12 protein-coding genes are annotated in these 14,301 nt (G+C 72.0%); 2 read left to right on the forward strand and 10 right to left on the reverse strand.

Annotated elements, in window-relative coordinates; translation table 11 throughout:
• Positions 1–2 precede the first annotated feature (2 nt).
• From OCEPR_RS05025 to OCEPR_RS05060, 8 genes are all read right to left on the reverse strand, one after another.
• On the reverse strand, positions 3–800 hold the full coding sequence (locus OCEPR_RS05025) for a polysulfide reductase NrfD family protein (protein ID WP_013457627.1): 798 nt from the start codon (positions 798–800) through the stop codon (positions 3–5).
• A complete protein-coding gene (locus OCEPR_RS05030; RefSeq protein ID WP_013457628.1) occupies positions 797–1,384 on the reverse strand; it encodes a 4Fe-4S dicluster domain-containing protein in 588 nt (195 codons plus the stop codon). Before OCEPR_RS05030 ends, OCEPR_RS05025 begins: the two co-directional genes overlap by 4 nt.
• Complete coding sequence (locus OCEPR_RS05035) at positions 1,385–3,694, reverse strand: molybdopterin-dependent oxidoreductase (protein WP_013457629.1); 2,310 nt, start codon at positions 3,692–3,694, stop codon at positions 1,385–1,387. It lies immediately after the preceding gene.
• On the reverse strand, positions 3,678–4,214 hold the full coding sequence (locus tag OCEPR_RS05040) for a TorD/DmsD family molecular chaperone (RefSeq protein ID WP_013457630.1): 537 nt from the start codon (positions 4,212–4,214) through the stop codon (positions 3,678–3,680). Before OCEPR_RS05040 ends, OCEPR_RS05035 begins: the two co-directional genes overlap by 17 nt.
• A gap of 108 nt (positions 4,215–4,322) precedes the next feature.
• The gene (locus OCEPR_RS05045) at positions 4,323–4,925 is read right to left on the reverse strand and encodes a response regulator (protein ID WP_342626184.1); all 603 of its coding nucleotides are present in this window, start codon (positions 4,923–4,925) and stop codon (positions 4,323–4,325) included.
• A complete protein-coding gene (locus OCEPR_RS05050; protein WP_013457632.1) occupies positions 4,912–5,997 on the reverse strand; it encodes a GAF domain-containing sensor histidine kinase in 1,086 nt (361 codons plus the stop codon). Before OCEPR_RS05050 ends, OCEPR_RS05045 begins: the two co-directional genes overlap by 14 nt.
• A gap of 32 nt (positions 5,998–6,029) precedes the next feature.
• Entirely contained in the window at positions 6,030–6,914 is an 885-nt protein-coding gene (gene ribF / locus OCEPR_RS05055; RefSeq protein ID WP_041554632.1) for a riboflavin biosynthesis protein RibF, read from the reverse strand.
• Positions 6,914–7,399, reverse strand: a complete 486-nt coding sequence (locus OCEPR_RS05060; RefSeq protein ID WP_013457634.1) for an NUDIX domain-containing protein — start codon at positions 7,397–7,399, stop codon at positions 6,914–6,916. The genes ribF and OCEPR_RS05060 overlap by 1 nt, the downstream gene beginning before the upstream one ends.
• A 30-nt stretch (positions 7,400–7,429) precedes the next feature.
• Between OCEPR_RS05060 and OCEPR_RS05065 the strand changes: the two genes are divergently transcribed.
• Positions 7,430–8,890, forward strand: coding sequence for an amidohydrolase (locus OCEPR_RS05065; RefSeq protein WP_013457635.1), 1,461 nt, complete (start codon positions 7,430–7,432; stop codon positions 8,888–8,890).
• Positions 8,891–8,945: 55 nt separating this feature from the next.
• Positions 8,946–10,865 carry a sensor domain-containing diguanylate cyclase gene (locus tag OCEPR_RS12265; RefSeq protein ID WP_013457636.1) on the forward strand — a complete coding sequence of 640 codons (1,920 nt, stop codon included), beginning with the start codon at positions 8,946–8,948 and terminating at the stop codon, positions 10,863–10,865.
• Here OCEPR_RS12265 and OCEPR_RS05075 read toward each other — a convergent pair.
• Together OCEPR_RS05075 and OCEPR_RS05080 are read right to left on the reverse strand one after the other, a co-directional pair.
• Entirely contained in the window at positions 10,862–13,093 is a 2,232-nt protein-coding gene (locus tag OCEPR_RS05075) for a DEAD/DEAH box helicase (RefSeq protein WP_013457637.1), read from the reverse strand. The genes OCEPR_RS12265 and OCEPR_RS05075 overlap by 4 nt on opposite strands.
• A 72-nt stretch (positions 13,094–13,165) precedes the next feature.
• A complete protein-coding gene (locus OCEPR_RS05080; protein ID WP_013457638.1) occupies positions 13,166–14,272 on the reverse strand; it encodes an Mrp/NBP35 family ATP-binding protein in 1,107 nt (368 codons plus the stop codon).
• Between the last annotated feature and the right edge of the window lie 29 nt (positions 14,273–14,301).

A 14,301-nucleotide genomic window follows, 5' to 3' on the forward strand; every position in this document is an offset into this window, starting at 1 on the left:
CCCTAGAAGCCGTGTACGAAGAACGAGTGCTGCCCCTGCTCCACGATCCAGCTGCGGAGCACGAAGGCGCCGGCGAGCGCGCACGCCCCCGCGAGCGCCGGGGCCCGCCGCGCCAGGAAGGCGGCCAGGAAGAGAAGGCCGCCCCCCAGCAGGAACCAGCCCCAGCCGCGCAGCCAAAGCGCGAAGGCCAGCCGCGCGTCCGCCCCGCCGCTGGCGAGGGCCACCGGGTAGAGGGCGGCGAGCGCCAGGCTAGCCAACGCCGCGACCTGCAACCAGGGTGCGGCCTCCTCCGCGGGCCGCAGCCAGACGAGCACGGCCAGCGCCAGCAGCAGCCCGCTCGCGGGGAAGAAGGCGAGGAGCAGGTGGTCCCACAAGGGGCGCGCCGCATTCGCGGCCAGGGCGTAGCCCGGGTAGGCGAGCACGACGGCGCTCGTCAGGGCGAGAACGCCTGCCCAGAAGCGCGCCGGCCCCAGGCCGAGCGCGAGCAGCAACAGCATCAGCGCGCTCGTCGCCAGCCCCCAGGCGCCCCACCAGATCGCCGAGGCGGGTTCGAAGCTCAGGAAGAGCCAGACGTGGCTGAAGCGGAAGCGCGCGGGCGACTCGGCCCAGAGCATGAAGAGGTCCAGCACGATGAAGGCCAGCGCCAGCCAGGCGAGGCCGCGCGCCGACGCCGCACGCCGGATCCCCAGCACCGCGGTGTAGAACGCCGTGCCCCCGGCGAGGGCGACGAGGAGGAAGTGCACCAGCGTCGTCCAGTGCCAGAAGGCCTCGGCTCCGGGAAGGCCGTAGAACGTGGTCATGACTCCACCTCGCTTTCGTGGTTGGCGAGCCCGCGCTTCGAGGGCGTGTTCAGGTAGAGCAGCTTGGGCGCGGTGCCCATCTCGGGCCGGAGCACGTCCACCCGCTCGGCTTCAGCGAGCCAGGCGTGGAGCGGGCTTTCCGGGTCGTCCAGGTCGCCGAAGACGCGGCAGCCCGTGGGGCAGGTCTCCACGCAGGCGGGGTCCTCGCCCCGGGCGAGTCGGTGCTCGCAGAAGGTGCACTTGTCCACGTAACCCGCGGGGTTCATGAAGCGGGCGTCGTACGGGCAGGCGGCGATGCAGGCGGCGCAGGCGATGCAGCGCTCGGCGCGCACCAGCACCAGGCCGTCCTCGGTCTGGTGGCTGGCCCCGGTGGGGCAGACGGGCACGCAGGGCGGGCGTTCGCAGTGGAGGCACTGCTCCGGGCGGTACTCCACGGTGACGTCGGGGAAGGCGCCGAGCTCGCGCTGTCGGATCCAGAGCCGGCCGTGCCCCGGCGGCACCTCGTTTTCGAGGACGCAGGCGGCGGCGCAGGCGGCGCAGCCCACGCAGGCCGCGAGGTCGATGAGCATCGCGTAGCGGGCCATCTAGAGCCTCCTTTCGCGGGCGAGCTGCCCGATCCGCTTCCGCTTCGGCCGGGGGGCGCCCTTCACGACCTTGACGAAGTTGTTGCGCAGCGCCGCGCCCCCGGAGATGGGGTCGAGGACGTATCGGGTTTGCAGCGCGTTGTCCGAGGCGCCGCGGCCGTAGGCCAGGCGCAGGCCCTTGGCCTTGTGCCCGAAACCGTGCACCAGGTAGACGCAGTCGCGGCGGATGCGCTCGGTCAGCCGCACCCGAACCGGCCCCTCGCGCACGCCGACGTCGTTCTCGAGCCAGACGTACTCGCCCTGCACGAGGCCCAGCCGCTCGCCCTCCCGACGGTTGATCCAGACCTCGTTTTCGGGCTTCAGCTCCATCAGCACCCAGTTGTTCTGGGTCTTGGCGAAGCTGTGCACCGGGGTGCGGCCGTAGAGCAGACGGTAGTAGCCTTCGGGCACCGGCATTGGCGGGGTGTAGTCGGGGAGCGGGTCGAGGCCGTGCTTGGCGAAGGTCTCGGAGTAGAGCTCGATCTTGCCCGAGGGGGTGCCGAAGGGGTTGCGGCGGCGGCGCTCCCAGTCTTTCAGGTAGGGCCGGCCGCGCTGGATCAGCGTCCCCTTCTGCTTCATCTCCTCGAGGCTCGAGCCGATGAGCTGGAGGCGGGTGTCCAGGTACTCCTCGATGTCCTTCCACGGGAAGTACTTCTCGAGCCCCAGCCGCAGCCCCAGCTCGCGGGCGATCCACCAGCCCGGCTTGGTGTCCCACAGGGGTTCGACCGCGGGCTGGCGCAGCTCGATGAAGGGGGTCTTGTGGGCGATGGCGACCAGGTCGTCGTAGCGCTCGAGGTAGGTGCACTCGGGCAGGATCACGTCGGCCCACATCACGTGCTCCATCGGCAGCACGTCGATGGCGACGTAGAGGTCGAGCTTTTTCAACGCCTCCTTGGTGCGGGGCACGTTGGGGATGGAGTGGAAGAGGTTGGTGCCGTAGCAGACGAGGCCGCGGATGGGGTAGGGTTCGCCGGTGAGCATCGGCTCGATGAGCTCCTGGATGGCGGTCGTCTTGGCGAAGAACTTGCCCTTGTCGGCCCGCGGCTTGAAGCCTTCGGGTACCTCCTCCTCGCCTCCCGACGAGCCGCTGCAGCCGCCGGCGGCGGGCTCGAGCGGGAAGGGCGGGTGGGGGTAGGGCTCCAGGTAGGGCGGCTTGGCCAGGTAGAAGCCCCCGGGCACGCCGTAGTTGCCAAGCAGGGCGTTCAGGATGTAGACCGCGCGCATCCGCTGGGTGTCGTCGCCGTACCAGACGGTGTGGCGCCCCGGCGGCAGCACCGCCCGCGGCGCGGCCGCGGCCATCTCGCGGGCGACGGCGCGGATCGTCCCGGCCGGAATCTCGGTGATCTTTTCGGCCCACTCGGGGGTGTGCTTGTTGCTGTGGACGGCCAGCTGCTCGAAACCGACGGTGTACTTCTGCACGTAGTCGCGGTCGTAGAGGTTCTCCTTGATGAGGACGTGAATCCAGGCGAGCAGGAGCGCCAGGTCGGTGCCCGGTTTGATGGGCAGCCAGCGGTGGGCCTTGGAGGCGGCGGTGGAGAAGCGCGGGTCCACCACCACCAGCTTGGCACCGCGCCGGAGGGCTTCGGAAAAGTCCTGGAGCTGGGTGTTGTGGGTGTCCTCGCCGATGTGGTGGCCGATCAGGACGATGTAGCGGCTTTCGGTCCAGTCCACCGGCTCGTGGCCGCCAATGGGGCGGCCGAAGGTCCACTGGCTCGCGGTCTCGCGCGGGGCGGTGCAGATGCTCACCGCCGGCTTGGCGGCGTTGGGGCTGCCCCAGGCGGCGGGCAGGTACTCCACGAACCAGGTGTCGCCGCTGCCGTGGCCGAACCAGGCGACGGCCTCGGGGCCGTATTGCTCCTTGATCTTCAGCATCCGCTCGGCCACGTAGTCGAGGGCTTCTTCCCAGCTGGCCTCGCGGTACTTGCCCTCGCCCCGCTCGCTGCCCTCCACGCGGATCAGCGGCCGCTTGAGGCGGTCGGGGTCGTAGAGCTGGGCCACGCCCCCCTGGCCGCGCGGGCAGAGGCGGCCGCGCGACTTGGGGTTGTGTTTCTGGCCGTCGATCTTGCGCACCCGGCCGCCTTCCACCTTGACCGCGATGCCGCACTTCCAGAAGCAGTTCTCGCAGTAGGAGTAAACGGTGCGGACCTCGCCGGCGTACCACTTTCGGGGCACCGCCCAGGGGGCGCGCAGGGCCGCGGCCCGGCCGCCGAACGCCACGGCGCCCACGCTGGCCGCGCTGAGTTTGAGGAAACGCCTACGGTCGAGCTTCATGTTCCGCCTCCAGTGCCTTTTTCAGGAAGGTGCAGATCGCGCCGTAGAAGCCGGTGGGGTCTTCCCGGGCCACCACCTCGGCGTAGCGTTCGAGCCAGGGCTCGAGGTAGCCGCGCGCCAGCGCCCGCGCCGCTTCGGGGTCGGTCTCCCCGAGCAGCGCGATCGCCTCGCCCAGGGCGGCGAGGTGGTCGGGCAGGTCGTCCCAGCCCTCCCGGGTCACCAGGCCGTGTTCCGCGTAGAAGCGCTCGAGCGCTTCCTCCGCGCCGCCCATCAGCCGACCGTCGAGCGCGTAGCCCGCGTAGGGGGGCGCGGGCAGGCCTCCGGGGTTGGCGACGAAGAGGCGGGTGTAGGCCGCCTGCAGTTCCGCAAGCGGCGGCTCCGGCAGCCTGGGCGGCGGCAGCCCGCGGGCGCGGGCCAGCTCTTCCACGGCCGCCTGCAGGCTGCCGCTGGCGAGGTCGCGTTCCAAGGCCCTGCCCGGCGCGCGGAACGTCGCCGCGGTGATCAACCCGATCCATTCCATACCGCCTCCTCGCCCCCAGCATGGCTTCGGGAGACGGCGGCGGCGTCGGAACCGGGCGTACGGCCGCGTCGGAACGGAGCCTACAACGGATGTCCTAAGAATTCTTGTTTACGGGGCGGGGTCCTGCAGCAGCCCGTGCTCGCGCGCCCAGCGCGCGATCTCCGAGCGCTTCAGCCCCAGCTTGGCGAGCGCGCGGGCCTTGTAGGTCGCGGCGGTCTTGGGGCTGATCCCGAGCGCGGCGGCCACCTCCTTGAGCTCGAGCCCCCGGGCCAGCCCTGCGAGGACCGCGCGCTCCCGCCGGGAAAGCACCTCCGGACCCGGCTCGGCGACGTAGTCGGCCAGCCGCGCGGCCAGCTCCGGGTGCAGGTAGCGCTCCCCGCGCGCGAGCGCGGACAGGGCGTCGAGAAGGGCGACGTCGGCGGCGCGCTTGCTGAGGAATCCGCGGGCCCCGCGCTTGAAGGACTCGCTCACGTAGGCGGGTTCCTCGTGCATCGAGAGGACGAGCACCCGCGCCCGGCGCGCCAGTCGGGGTAGCGCTTCGAGGCCCCCGACCCCCGGCAGGTTGAGGTCCAGCACGTAAACGTCGGGGCGTACCGAACTGGCCAGCGCGTCCTCCGCGCGCGAAAAGTCGCCCACCACCTCGTGGCCGCTGGCCTCCAGCAGCAGCCGCAAGCCGGTGCGCACGACCGCGTGGTCCTCAATCAACGCCACCCGCAAGGGGGACCTCCGCAAGCACCCGCGTGCCGTCGCCGCGGGCGCTGACGATGCGCAACCGCCCCTCGAGCTGTTCCGCGCGTTCGCGCATGCCTTCGAGGCCCAGCGTTCCCGAGGTGCGTTCCGGGTCGAAGCCTGCGCCGTCGTCGCGCACCTCCAGCACGAGCCGGTCCCCGCGCGGCTCCAGCGTGACCCAGACGTTCTGCGCGTGGGCGTGCCGGGCCACGTTGGTGAGGGCCTCCTGGGCGATCCGGAAGAGCGCGACCTGCCGCGCCCGGTCGAGTTTGGGCGGGTCGATGCGCGCGTGCACGCGGATTCCGGTGCGGCCGGCGAACTCCCGCAGGTGGCGTTCCAGGGCGCGGGCCAGCCCCAGGTCGTCGAGGGCGGCGGGGCGCAGCTCGCGCGAAAGCCGGCGGACCTCGTCGAGCGCCTGCCCCAGCACCCGGCGGACCTCCTCGAGGCGCTCCGGATCGTTCTTGGCCAGGCGCAGGGCCAGCAGCGCCCCGGTGAGGATGCCTCCGACCTCGTCGTGCAGCGCCTGCCCCACCCGCCGACGCTCCTCTTCCTGGGCGCCCAGCCACTTGCGCAGCAGCCGGACGCGCTCGGCCTCGCGGCGCTCGAATTCGCGGACCAGCTCGGCGTGGTCCAGGGCCAGTGCCGTAAGGTGGCCGACCGCACCCAAAAAGCAGCCGTCGACGCCCTCGCGTTCTTCGCCCAGGTCCAGGCCGAAGACGCCCCGCACCTCGCCCTCGCGCAGCACCGGAAAGGCGACGAGGCTGCCCTCGCGCACCGGTTCACGCCGCCGCACCGCCTCCCGGGCCAGCCCCTCGAGCCGCCGTTTGAACGGGCAGACCCCGCGGCATCCGCGCACCACCTCCAGGGCGGGCCCGTTGGGGCCCACCTGGTAGGCTTCGCCGCAGCGGGCGCCCGTGGCCTCGATGAGGGCTTCGATGCTGCGCTCGAGGACCCTGGCCGGTTCGAACGTCTCGGCCATCGCGGCGGCCACCCGGCTCAGCGCGGCCAGGCGATGGCCCCCCGGGCAGTCGGCCAGGGTGAGGTCGGTGTTCATACCCCCAGCTTAGCCGGGGGCCGCGCGGCGGGTTAGAGACGAAAGAACCGGCGCGCGGCTTCGAGGTCGCGGGCGATCTGCGACCGCAGCGCCTCCAGGTCTTCGAAGGCCCGCTCGTCCCGCAGCTTCTTTAGGAAGACCAGCCGGAGCTCGTGCCCGTAGAGCTCGCCGCTGAAACCGATGAGGTGGGCCTCGAGCCGCAGGCCGCTTCCCCTCACGGTGGGCCGCGTGCCCACGTTGACCACCGCGGGGTACGCCCGCTCGGCGACCCAGGTGCGGGCGGCGAAGACGCCGCGGGGAAGCACCTTGCCCGGGGCGGTTTCGACGTTGGCGGTGGGGAAGCCCAGGCGTCGGCCGAGGCGCTCGCCCTGGCGAACGATGCCCCGGGCGCCGTACGGGCGGCCAAGCAGATGGCGCGCCGCCTCCACGTCGCCTTGCTCGAGCAGTTCGCGGATCCGGGTGCTCTTCACGGGCGCACCCCCCAGGTCGAGCAGGGGCACGGTCAGCGTCGGGGCCACCGTCTTCAGGTCGGCGGGGCCGCCCGAGCGGCCGCGGCCGAAGGCGAAGTCCTCTCCGACGACGAGGCGCCGGGCCTCCAGGCGCACCAGGTCGTCCAGGAAGGCGGCCTTGTCGCGGGCGGCGAAGTCCTCGTCGAAGGGCACGGCCAGCGCGAGGTCCACCCCCTGCTCGCGCAGCAGGTCGAGTTTCTCGCTCAGGGTGGAGAGCATCCCCACCCCCCGCATGAAGACCTTCGTGGGGGGGTCGAAGGTGTAGACGAGCAGGGGCAGCCGTTCCTGCGCCGCCAGGGCGCGGGCCTTGGCCAGGAGGCTTTGGTGACCCAGGTGGACCCCGTCGAAAGAGCCCACGGCCACGACCTTCGGGCCCGGGGGGAGGTCGGCCACCTCGGCGGCGATGATCACCGCTCCGCCCCCGTCGCGTAGAGCAGCCCGATCAGCGTGGCGGCGCTGACCTGCACCGTGCCGGCGCGCACGCCTGCGAGCACGTCGCCGGGGTCGAGCCAAACGGTCTCGAGGTCCTCGTCGGCGTCGGGCGTGCCGGCGGCGGGCCGGGGGTCGTGGACGCGGAAGAGGTAGGTCTTTTCGTCGGTAAAGCCCGGGCTCACGTAGAACTCCGCGAGGCGCTCGAGCCGGCCGCCCAGTTGCGCTTCCTCGGCGAGCTCGCGCGCCGCGGCCGACTCCGGGCGTTCGCCCGGCTCGATCAGGCCCGCGGGGATCTCCAGGGTGCGCAGGCCCACCGCTGGGCGGTACTGGCGCACGAAGAGCACGCCGCGTTCCGGATCCTGGACCAGCAGGGCGACTGCGTCCTTGTGCTCGACGATCTCCCAGTGCCCGTCCTCGATGGCCAAAGAAAGAATTTTCCCCTGGTAGACGTAGCGCCTCACGCCCCCCAGTATAGGCGGTAGGCTGGACGCATGCTGCTCGAGGGCAAGGTCTGGACCTTCGACGGGGCGCCCCCCCGCACCGCCGCGGTGCGGCTCGAAGGCGAGCGGGTCGTCGCCGTGGGTTCGATCGCGGATCTGCGGGCCCGCTACCCAGGAGCCCGCCGGATTCGCGCCGAATGGATCACGCCCGGATTGCACGACGCGCACGTGCACCCGCTGCAGTGGGGGCTTGCGCTGGAAGCGCTCGACCTGCGCGGTGAGGACGACCCCGCCCGGGTGGCCGAGCGGGTGGCGGAGCGGGCCGCGGCCCTCCCCCCGGGGCGCTGGATCCTTGGCGGCGGCTACGTCTTCGACGCCTACCCGGACCGCCGCTGGCTCGACGAGGCCGCCCCCGACCACCCCGTCTTCCTGCGCTCGCGCGACCTCCACGCCGCCTGGGCGAACCGGCGGGCGTTGCAGCGGGCGGGCGTCGACCGCAGCACCCCCGATCCCCAGGGCGGCCGCGTCCTGCGCGACGGCTCCGGCGAGCCCACCGGCTACCTGCTCGAACGTGCGGCGGGCCTCGTTGCAGAGGCGCTGCCCCCGCCCGGCAAGGCCCAGCTCCTCGCGGGCCTCAGGGACCTGGCCGGGCGCGGCTTCGTTGCGGTGCACGCCATGGGCGAGCCCCCCGAGGCTGGCGGCTGGATCCGCGAGTTGGACGCGGAGGGGGCGTTGCCCCTGCGGGTCGCCTGGACGCTGCCCGCCGCCAGCCCCGACGCCTGGGAGCCCGTGCGGTCCCCGCGCGGTCTGCACGTCTTCGGGGTCAAGTTCTTCGCCGACGGCGCGCTGACGAGCCGCACCGCCTGGATGCTCGAGCCCTACCCGGAAGGCGGGTGCGGCATGCCGCTCGACGACCCCCGCGAAGCCGACGCGGCCGTCGCGGAGGTGCTGCGGCGCGGGCTCGTTCCGGTTTGGCACGCGATCGGCACCCGGGCCGTGCACGAGGTGCTGAACCTGATCGGGCGCCTGGAAGCCTGCGGCCTCCCGGCGCGCGAACGTTTCCGCATCGAACACGTGCAGCACGTCGCCGACGACGACCTTCCCCGCCTCGCCGGACTGGTGCTCTCGGTGCAGCCGCAGCATGCCGAAGACGACCGCGCCGCCCTCGACCGGCTTTCTCGCGGCCAGAGGCGCGCGGCCTACCGCTGGGGCGCCTTCGCCGCGCTTCCGGGGGTGCGCTTGCTGCTGGGCTCCGACGCCCCCGTGGCCGAGCCCGACGCCGCGCGCGCTTTGCGGCTGGCCCAACGGCCGCCGCTTCCCGGGGCGCGGGGGTTGGGGCTGGACGCGGCGCTGGCGGCCTACGTGCACACGCCGGCCGCCGTTCTGGGCTGGACGCGGGAAGCGGCGCCGTGGGGACGCGTCGAGCCGGGTGCGTTCGCGGCCCTGACGCTGTGGGAGCGGGGGCGTCCGGTGGCGCGGGTGTGGCGCGGCGGGCTGGAGGCGTTGGGTTGACCCGAGGGCGCGGGGGCGGCCTTCGTATACTGGGGGCACCGGGAGGTCGCCGAGGTTGGAACCCTTGGACGGGTGGTTGCGGCAAATCGAGTCGGGCGGGGCCCTGGACCGGATCTGGCCGGAGATCTACCGGCACTACGGGTACGAGGGCGTTCGCGTCTTCGACGTCCACGGGGGCACCGCCGAGCTGACCTTCGCCGAAGGGGGCGAAGGGGAGCCCCTCGAGGAGCTCAAGATCGTCGCCCGCCCCTGGGACGGGGTCGTCGGCCGCGCCTTCAACAGCGGCGAGCCGCTGGAGGTGCGCGACTACCCCCAGCACCCGGACGCGCTGCCGGCGCGCAGCGGCTTCGTGCGCAGCCTGCTGGTCCTGCCGCTCCGCTTCGGGGGCGAGGACCACGGGGCCGTCGTCATGACGATGCACACCCGGCCGCACCCGGGTCTGGACGCGCGTCAGCTGCAGGAGCTGCGCATCCTGCAGAGCCTGCTCTCGGCGCACGCGGCGCTGCGGCGTCAGCGCCGTAGGAACGAGCGCCAGCGGGGGCTGGTCGCCTTCATGGACGAGATACACAAGATCAACCGCCTCGACGAGCTCGTTCCCGTCCTCTTTCGCAGCCTCTCCCGCGACGTGGCGTACAACGCGGTGGCCATCAACTTCATCGAAGGGGCCTCGCTGCGCATCCTCTACGGCGTGGGCGAGAGCGGCCACGGGCCGCGCACGATCGGCGAGGCGATCGTGCCTTTCGAGAAGGAGACCCTCACGCACCTCGTCTTCAGCAGCGGTGAACCGCTCTTGATCGGCGACATGACCGACCCCATGGCCCGGCAGATGTACCCGGTGCGCATCCTCGACCCCGAGCCCGAGCGCGACGAACCCGAGCTGCGCAGCTTCCTCGCCGTTCCCTTCGAGAGCCGCAGCACCCAGGGCGTGCTCTCGTTGCAGTCGATGCGGCCCTGGCACTACGGGCTCGAGGACCTGGAGCACCTGGTGGCCGTGGCCGAGGTGCTGGGGTACGCGATCGAGCACCTGCGCTGGCGGGGGCTCGAGCGCTTCGCGCGCCGGCTGGGGCAGCTGCAGTGGCGCGCCGGCGAGGAGCGCGAGTTCTTCCACCAGCTGCTGCTGGCCACCTCCGAGGTTTGGAACCAGCTGGGCGCGGCCTTCTTCGTGCGGGAAACCCAGGAGGCGCCCTTCGAGCGCATCGCCGTCACCGGCCGTGTCGAGTGGTTGCCGCGGCGGCTGGACCCCGTCAGCCTGCACCTGGAACAACCCCTGATGTTCTCGCGTTTCCGCCAGCTCCCCGAGGTCTTCCGGCCCCTGTGGAACCCGGAGAAGATGCAGGGGGGGCTGCTGCTGCCCTTCGGGGAGGGGTTCATCTGGCTGGCGAGTGCGCGCGGTTTCACCGAGTGGGACCTGCAGCTGGCGCGTTCGATGATGCGTGAGATCCGTCCCTACGCCGAGCGCCTCGGCCTGCAGGCGCGGCTCGCCCGCGAGGCCGCGCTCGACCCCCTCACCGGCGTCTACAACCGGCGCCAGCTGGACCAACAGCTCGCGCGGCTGGCCTCGCTCGCGGCCCGTCACGGCCACGTCTTTTCCCTGGCGGTCGTGGACATGGCCAATTTCGGCGGCGTGAACAACCGCTACGGTCACCTCGTCGGCGACCGCGTGCTTGCGCGCGTGGCCGGCCTGCTCAAGCAGGCCCTGCGCGAAGAGGACGAGGTCTACCGCCTCGGCGGCGACGAGTTCGTCATCGTGCTGCCGCACGCGGGCCGTGATGAGGGGCTGCACGCCGCGCGCCGGGCCGCGGAGGTGATCGCCAGGGACCCGGAGCTGAGCCATTATGGGGTGCACGCCAACTTCGGGCTGGCCGTCTACCGGGAGGGCGACACCCCCGAGGACCTGCTGGAGCGGGCGGACCGCGAGATGTACGCCGCCAAGAAGCGCGGCCTGACCGTGCTCGAGCACCCGCTGGGCGACTAGGGTTTCGGCCGGAAGCGCTGGCCCGCGAGCCGTTCCGCCAGCTCGAGCGCCACCTGTTTGTCGAGGAACTGGTTGCCGTTGCCGCACTTGGGGCTGAGCACGCAGCGGGGGCAGCCGTCTTCGCAGGGGCAGCCGCCGAGCAGCTCGACCGTCGCCTGCAGCCAGCGCTCCCACTGCTCCGCCCCGGCGCGCGCGTAGCCGACCCCGCCCGGGTAGCCGTCGTAGATGAAGACCACCGCGCCTTCGCCCGAGGGCAGGGGCCGCGGGTAGATCGGGTAGCTCACGCCCCCCACGTCGCCGCGCTCGGCGAGCACGAAAAGGGGCAGAAGGCCGATCATCGCGTGCTCGAGTGCGTGGATCCCCCCCGGAACCCGGTCGACGGCGAGCTGCTCGACCGGGGGGTGGAACCAGACCGCCTCGGTGTCGAAGGCCACTTCGGGCATGGGCTGCTCCACCTCCTCGAGCACCGCCTCGGTGACGTAGCGCTTCTTCACGTAGCCCGTCACCTGCTCCCGCATCCGCACCCGTCCGACCCAGACCCCGGGACGCACCTCCTGGGCGTGTTCGGGGTAGACCTCGATCTCGGTCAGGGCGCGCGGCTGCGTGTAGTAGTCCTCGAGCCCCGGCAGGAGCACGATCTCGCGTTTGCGCGGGTCGAGGTTGCGCACCAGGTAGCTCTCCCCCTGGTGCAGGTAGACCGCCCCCGGGTGGGCCTCCCAGTAGGCCTGGCGTTCGTCGAGCTGGCCCAACGCTCGCCCTTCGGCGTCGCGCAGCGTGAAGGTGACGCCGCTGCCACGCAAGGTGAGCCTACGGTGCGGCGCCTTGTACACGGTGTGGACGCGTCCGTTCCGGCGGACCAGGGCCTCGCCCTCCAGCAGCTCGGGTCGGTGCAGCGACTCCACTTCGCGCACCGGCAGCTCGAAGGCGGCGCAGTGGAGGTGCGGCGGGTAGAGGTAGGGGTTCCGCCAGTCGGCCACGGCCGACTCCGGGGGGCTGCCGAGCAGCAGCTCGGGCCGTTGCAGGAAGTACTCGTCCAGCGGGTCCTCGCGGGGGATCCAAAGCGTCAACGCGCGCTCGCGGCCGCGCCCCGCGCGCCCCGCGCGCTGCCAGAAGGCGTTGACCGAGCCGGGGTAGCCGACCATCACCACCGCGTCCAGGCCGCCGATGTCGATGCCCAGCTCGAGGGCGCTGGTGCTGACGAGGACCGCGAGTTCACCCGCACGGAACGCCTCTTCCAGCTGCGCGCGCTCTTCGGCGGTGTAGCCCGCGCGGTAGCTGCGGATCTTGTCCTCCACGGCGGTTCCCCGAGTGTAACGGCCGATCAGCTCCGCGGTCTTGCGGCTGCCGGTGAAGATCAGGGTCTTGAGGTCGTGGGTGGCGGCCCAGACGGCCAGCTCCGCAGCTTCCAGGTTGGCGCTGCGCCGGCGGTCGCCGCCGGCGTCCAGCGCCTTGGGATGCCAGACGACGAACTCGAGCTCGCTGAACCGCCCCGACGCCGTGATCGCCGCGAACGGCCGTCCGGTCAACGCGGCGGCGTGGGCCGCGGGGTTGGCGATCGTCGCCGATGCGGCGATCAGCTGCGGGTGCGCGCCGTAGTGTTCGGCGATCCGCAGCAGCCGCCTGAGGATCAGGGCGACGTGGCTGCCGAAGACGCCCCGGTGGTAGTGGGCTTCGTCGATCACGACGTAGCGAAGGCGGCCGAGGAATCCCGCCCAGGCGGCGTGCCGCGGCAGGATCCCGAAGTGCAGCATGTCGGGGTTGGTGAGGATGGCGAGCCCTTGCTCGCGCGCCCGACGACGGCGGCCGGGCGGGGTGTCGCCGTCGTAGGTGAAGACCCGGTCCGCGAGGTCGAAGGGGTCGGCCAAGGTTTCGAGCCGGCTCCGCTGGTCCCGCGCCAGCGCCTTGGTGGGGTAGAGGAAGAGGGCGGTGCCGCCCTGCTGCATCGCCGCCAGCACGGGCGCCTGGAAGACCAGACTCTTGCCCGAGGCCGTCGGCGTGGCCATGACGACGTTGGCGCCCGCTTCCAACCTGGCGAAGGCCTCGGCCTGGTGGGCGTAAGGCGCGAGTCCGAGGCGCGCGAGGACGGGTCTGAAGGCCCCCTCGTAGGGCACCACCTCAGGCGGCCGGGCCGGCTGCACGCGGTGAAAGGCGATCTGCCCCGCGTAGCCGGGCAGGGTCTCCAGCCAGGCCCGGTACCCGCCGAAGGGTTCGACCGCGAGGGGCAGCATGCAGGGACATTCTATTGAACCCGCGTGAGAAACCGGCGCCCCGTCGGGGCGCCGGCAGACGGCAACGGTGGATCAGTTCTTCTTGGGGACGTTGAGGAAGGGCTGGTTCCCGCCGGGGCCCGCCTGGGGCACGCCCGCGGCCTTGGGGGGGTTCTCCTTTTCCACCACCGCCACCCGCTGCACCACGGCGGCGGCCAGCTCCTTGTAGGCCTCGGCCACCGGGCCCTCCTGGAAGGCGGCGGGGAGGCCGGCGTCGGAGCCCTTGCGGATGTTCACGTCCATGGGGATGCGCGCGAGCACCGGCGCCCCGAAGGTCTCGGCGAAGGCGTCCATGCCGCCCTTGCCGAAGACGTCGATCTCTTCGCCGCAGTTCGGGCAGACGAGGTAGCTCATGTTCTCGACGAAGCCGAGCAGGTTGACGTTCATCTTGTTCAGCATCGTCACCCCGCGGCGCACGTCCTCGAGGGCCACCTCCTGCGGCGTTCCCACGACCAGCGCCCCCGAGAGCGGCAGCAGTTGCATCACCGAAAGCGGGATGTCGCCGGTGCCCGGCGGCATGTCCACCACCAGGTAGTCGAGCTCGCCCCACTCGGTCTTCTGGGTGAAGTCGCGCACGAACCCGTGCTGCAGGCTGCCGCGCCAGACGACGGGCTGGTCCTCGGGGATGGCCGAGCCGATCGAGACCAGCTTGATTCCCTGGGCCTCGATGGGCACGATCTTGCCGCCCTGGGTGCGCAGCGGAACCCCGCGCACGCCCAGCATCCGCGGGGTGTTGGGGCCGAACGCGTCGGCGTCGAAGAGGCCTACCTTGGCGCCCATCTGCATCAGCGCCACCGCCAGGTTGACGGCGGTGGTGCTCTTGCCCACGCCGCCCTTGCCGGCGATCACCGCGACGATGTGGGCGACGCCGGGAAGCCCCGTGCTCACCTCCATCGCCGGCGCGGCGTCCATGGTCACCCGCACCTCACGGACCCCCGGCAGCGCCCCGACGGCTTCCTCGGCCTGCCGCTTGAACTGGTCCTTGATGGGGCAGGCGGGCGTGGTCAGCCGGATGGTGAAGCTGACCACCCCGTCTTCGATCTTGAGGTCGCGTACGAACCCGAGCTCCACGATGTCCTTCTTGAAGTCGGGGTCGACGATCGTCGAAAGCGCTTGGAGTACCGTCGCAGTATCTAGCATGCCGTATCGATTCTGACGCAAGCGGGGCT

This window comes from Oceanithermus profundus DSM 14977 (assembly GCF_000183745.1).
Classification (GTDB): Bacteria; Deinococcota; Deinococci; order Deinococcales; family Marinithermaceae; genus Oceanithermus; species Oceanithermus profundus.

Coding starts and splice junctions, on each gene's coding strand:
- OCEPR_RS05025 (WP_013457627.1), bottom strand. CDS start 800: ATGACCACGTTCTACGGCCTTCCCGGAGCCGAGGCCTTCTGGCACTGG.
- OCEPR_RS05030 (WP_013457628.1), bottom strand. CDS start 1,384: ATGGCCCGCTACGCGATGCTCATCGACCTCGCGGCCTGCGTGGGCTGC.
- OCEPR_RS05035 (WP_013457629.1), bottom strand. CDS start 3,694: ATGAAGCTCGACCGTAGGCGTTTCCTCAAACTCAGCGCGGCCAGCGTG.
- OCEPR_RS05040 (WP_013457630.1), bottom strand. CDS start 4,214: ATGGAATGGATCGGGTTGATCACCGCGGCGACGTTCCGCGCGCCGGGC.
- OCEPR_RS05050 (WP_013457632.1), bottom strand. CDS start 5,997: ATGAACACCGACCTCACCCTGGCCGACTGCCCGGGGGGCCATCGCCTG.
- OCEPR_RS05065 (WP_013457635.1), top strand. CDS start 7,430: ATGCTGCTCGAGGGCAAGGTCTGGACCTTCGACGGGGCGCCCCCCCGC.
- OCEPR_RS05075 (WP_013457637.1), bottom strand. CDS start 13,093: ATGCTGCCCCTCGCGGTCGAACCCTTCGGCGGGTACCGGGCCTGGCTG.
- OCEPR_RS05080 (WP_013457638.1), bottom strand. CDS start 14,272: ATGCTAGATACTGCGACGGTACTCCAAGCGCTTTCGACGATCGTCGAC.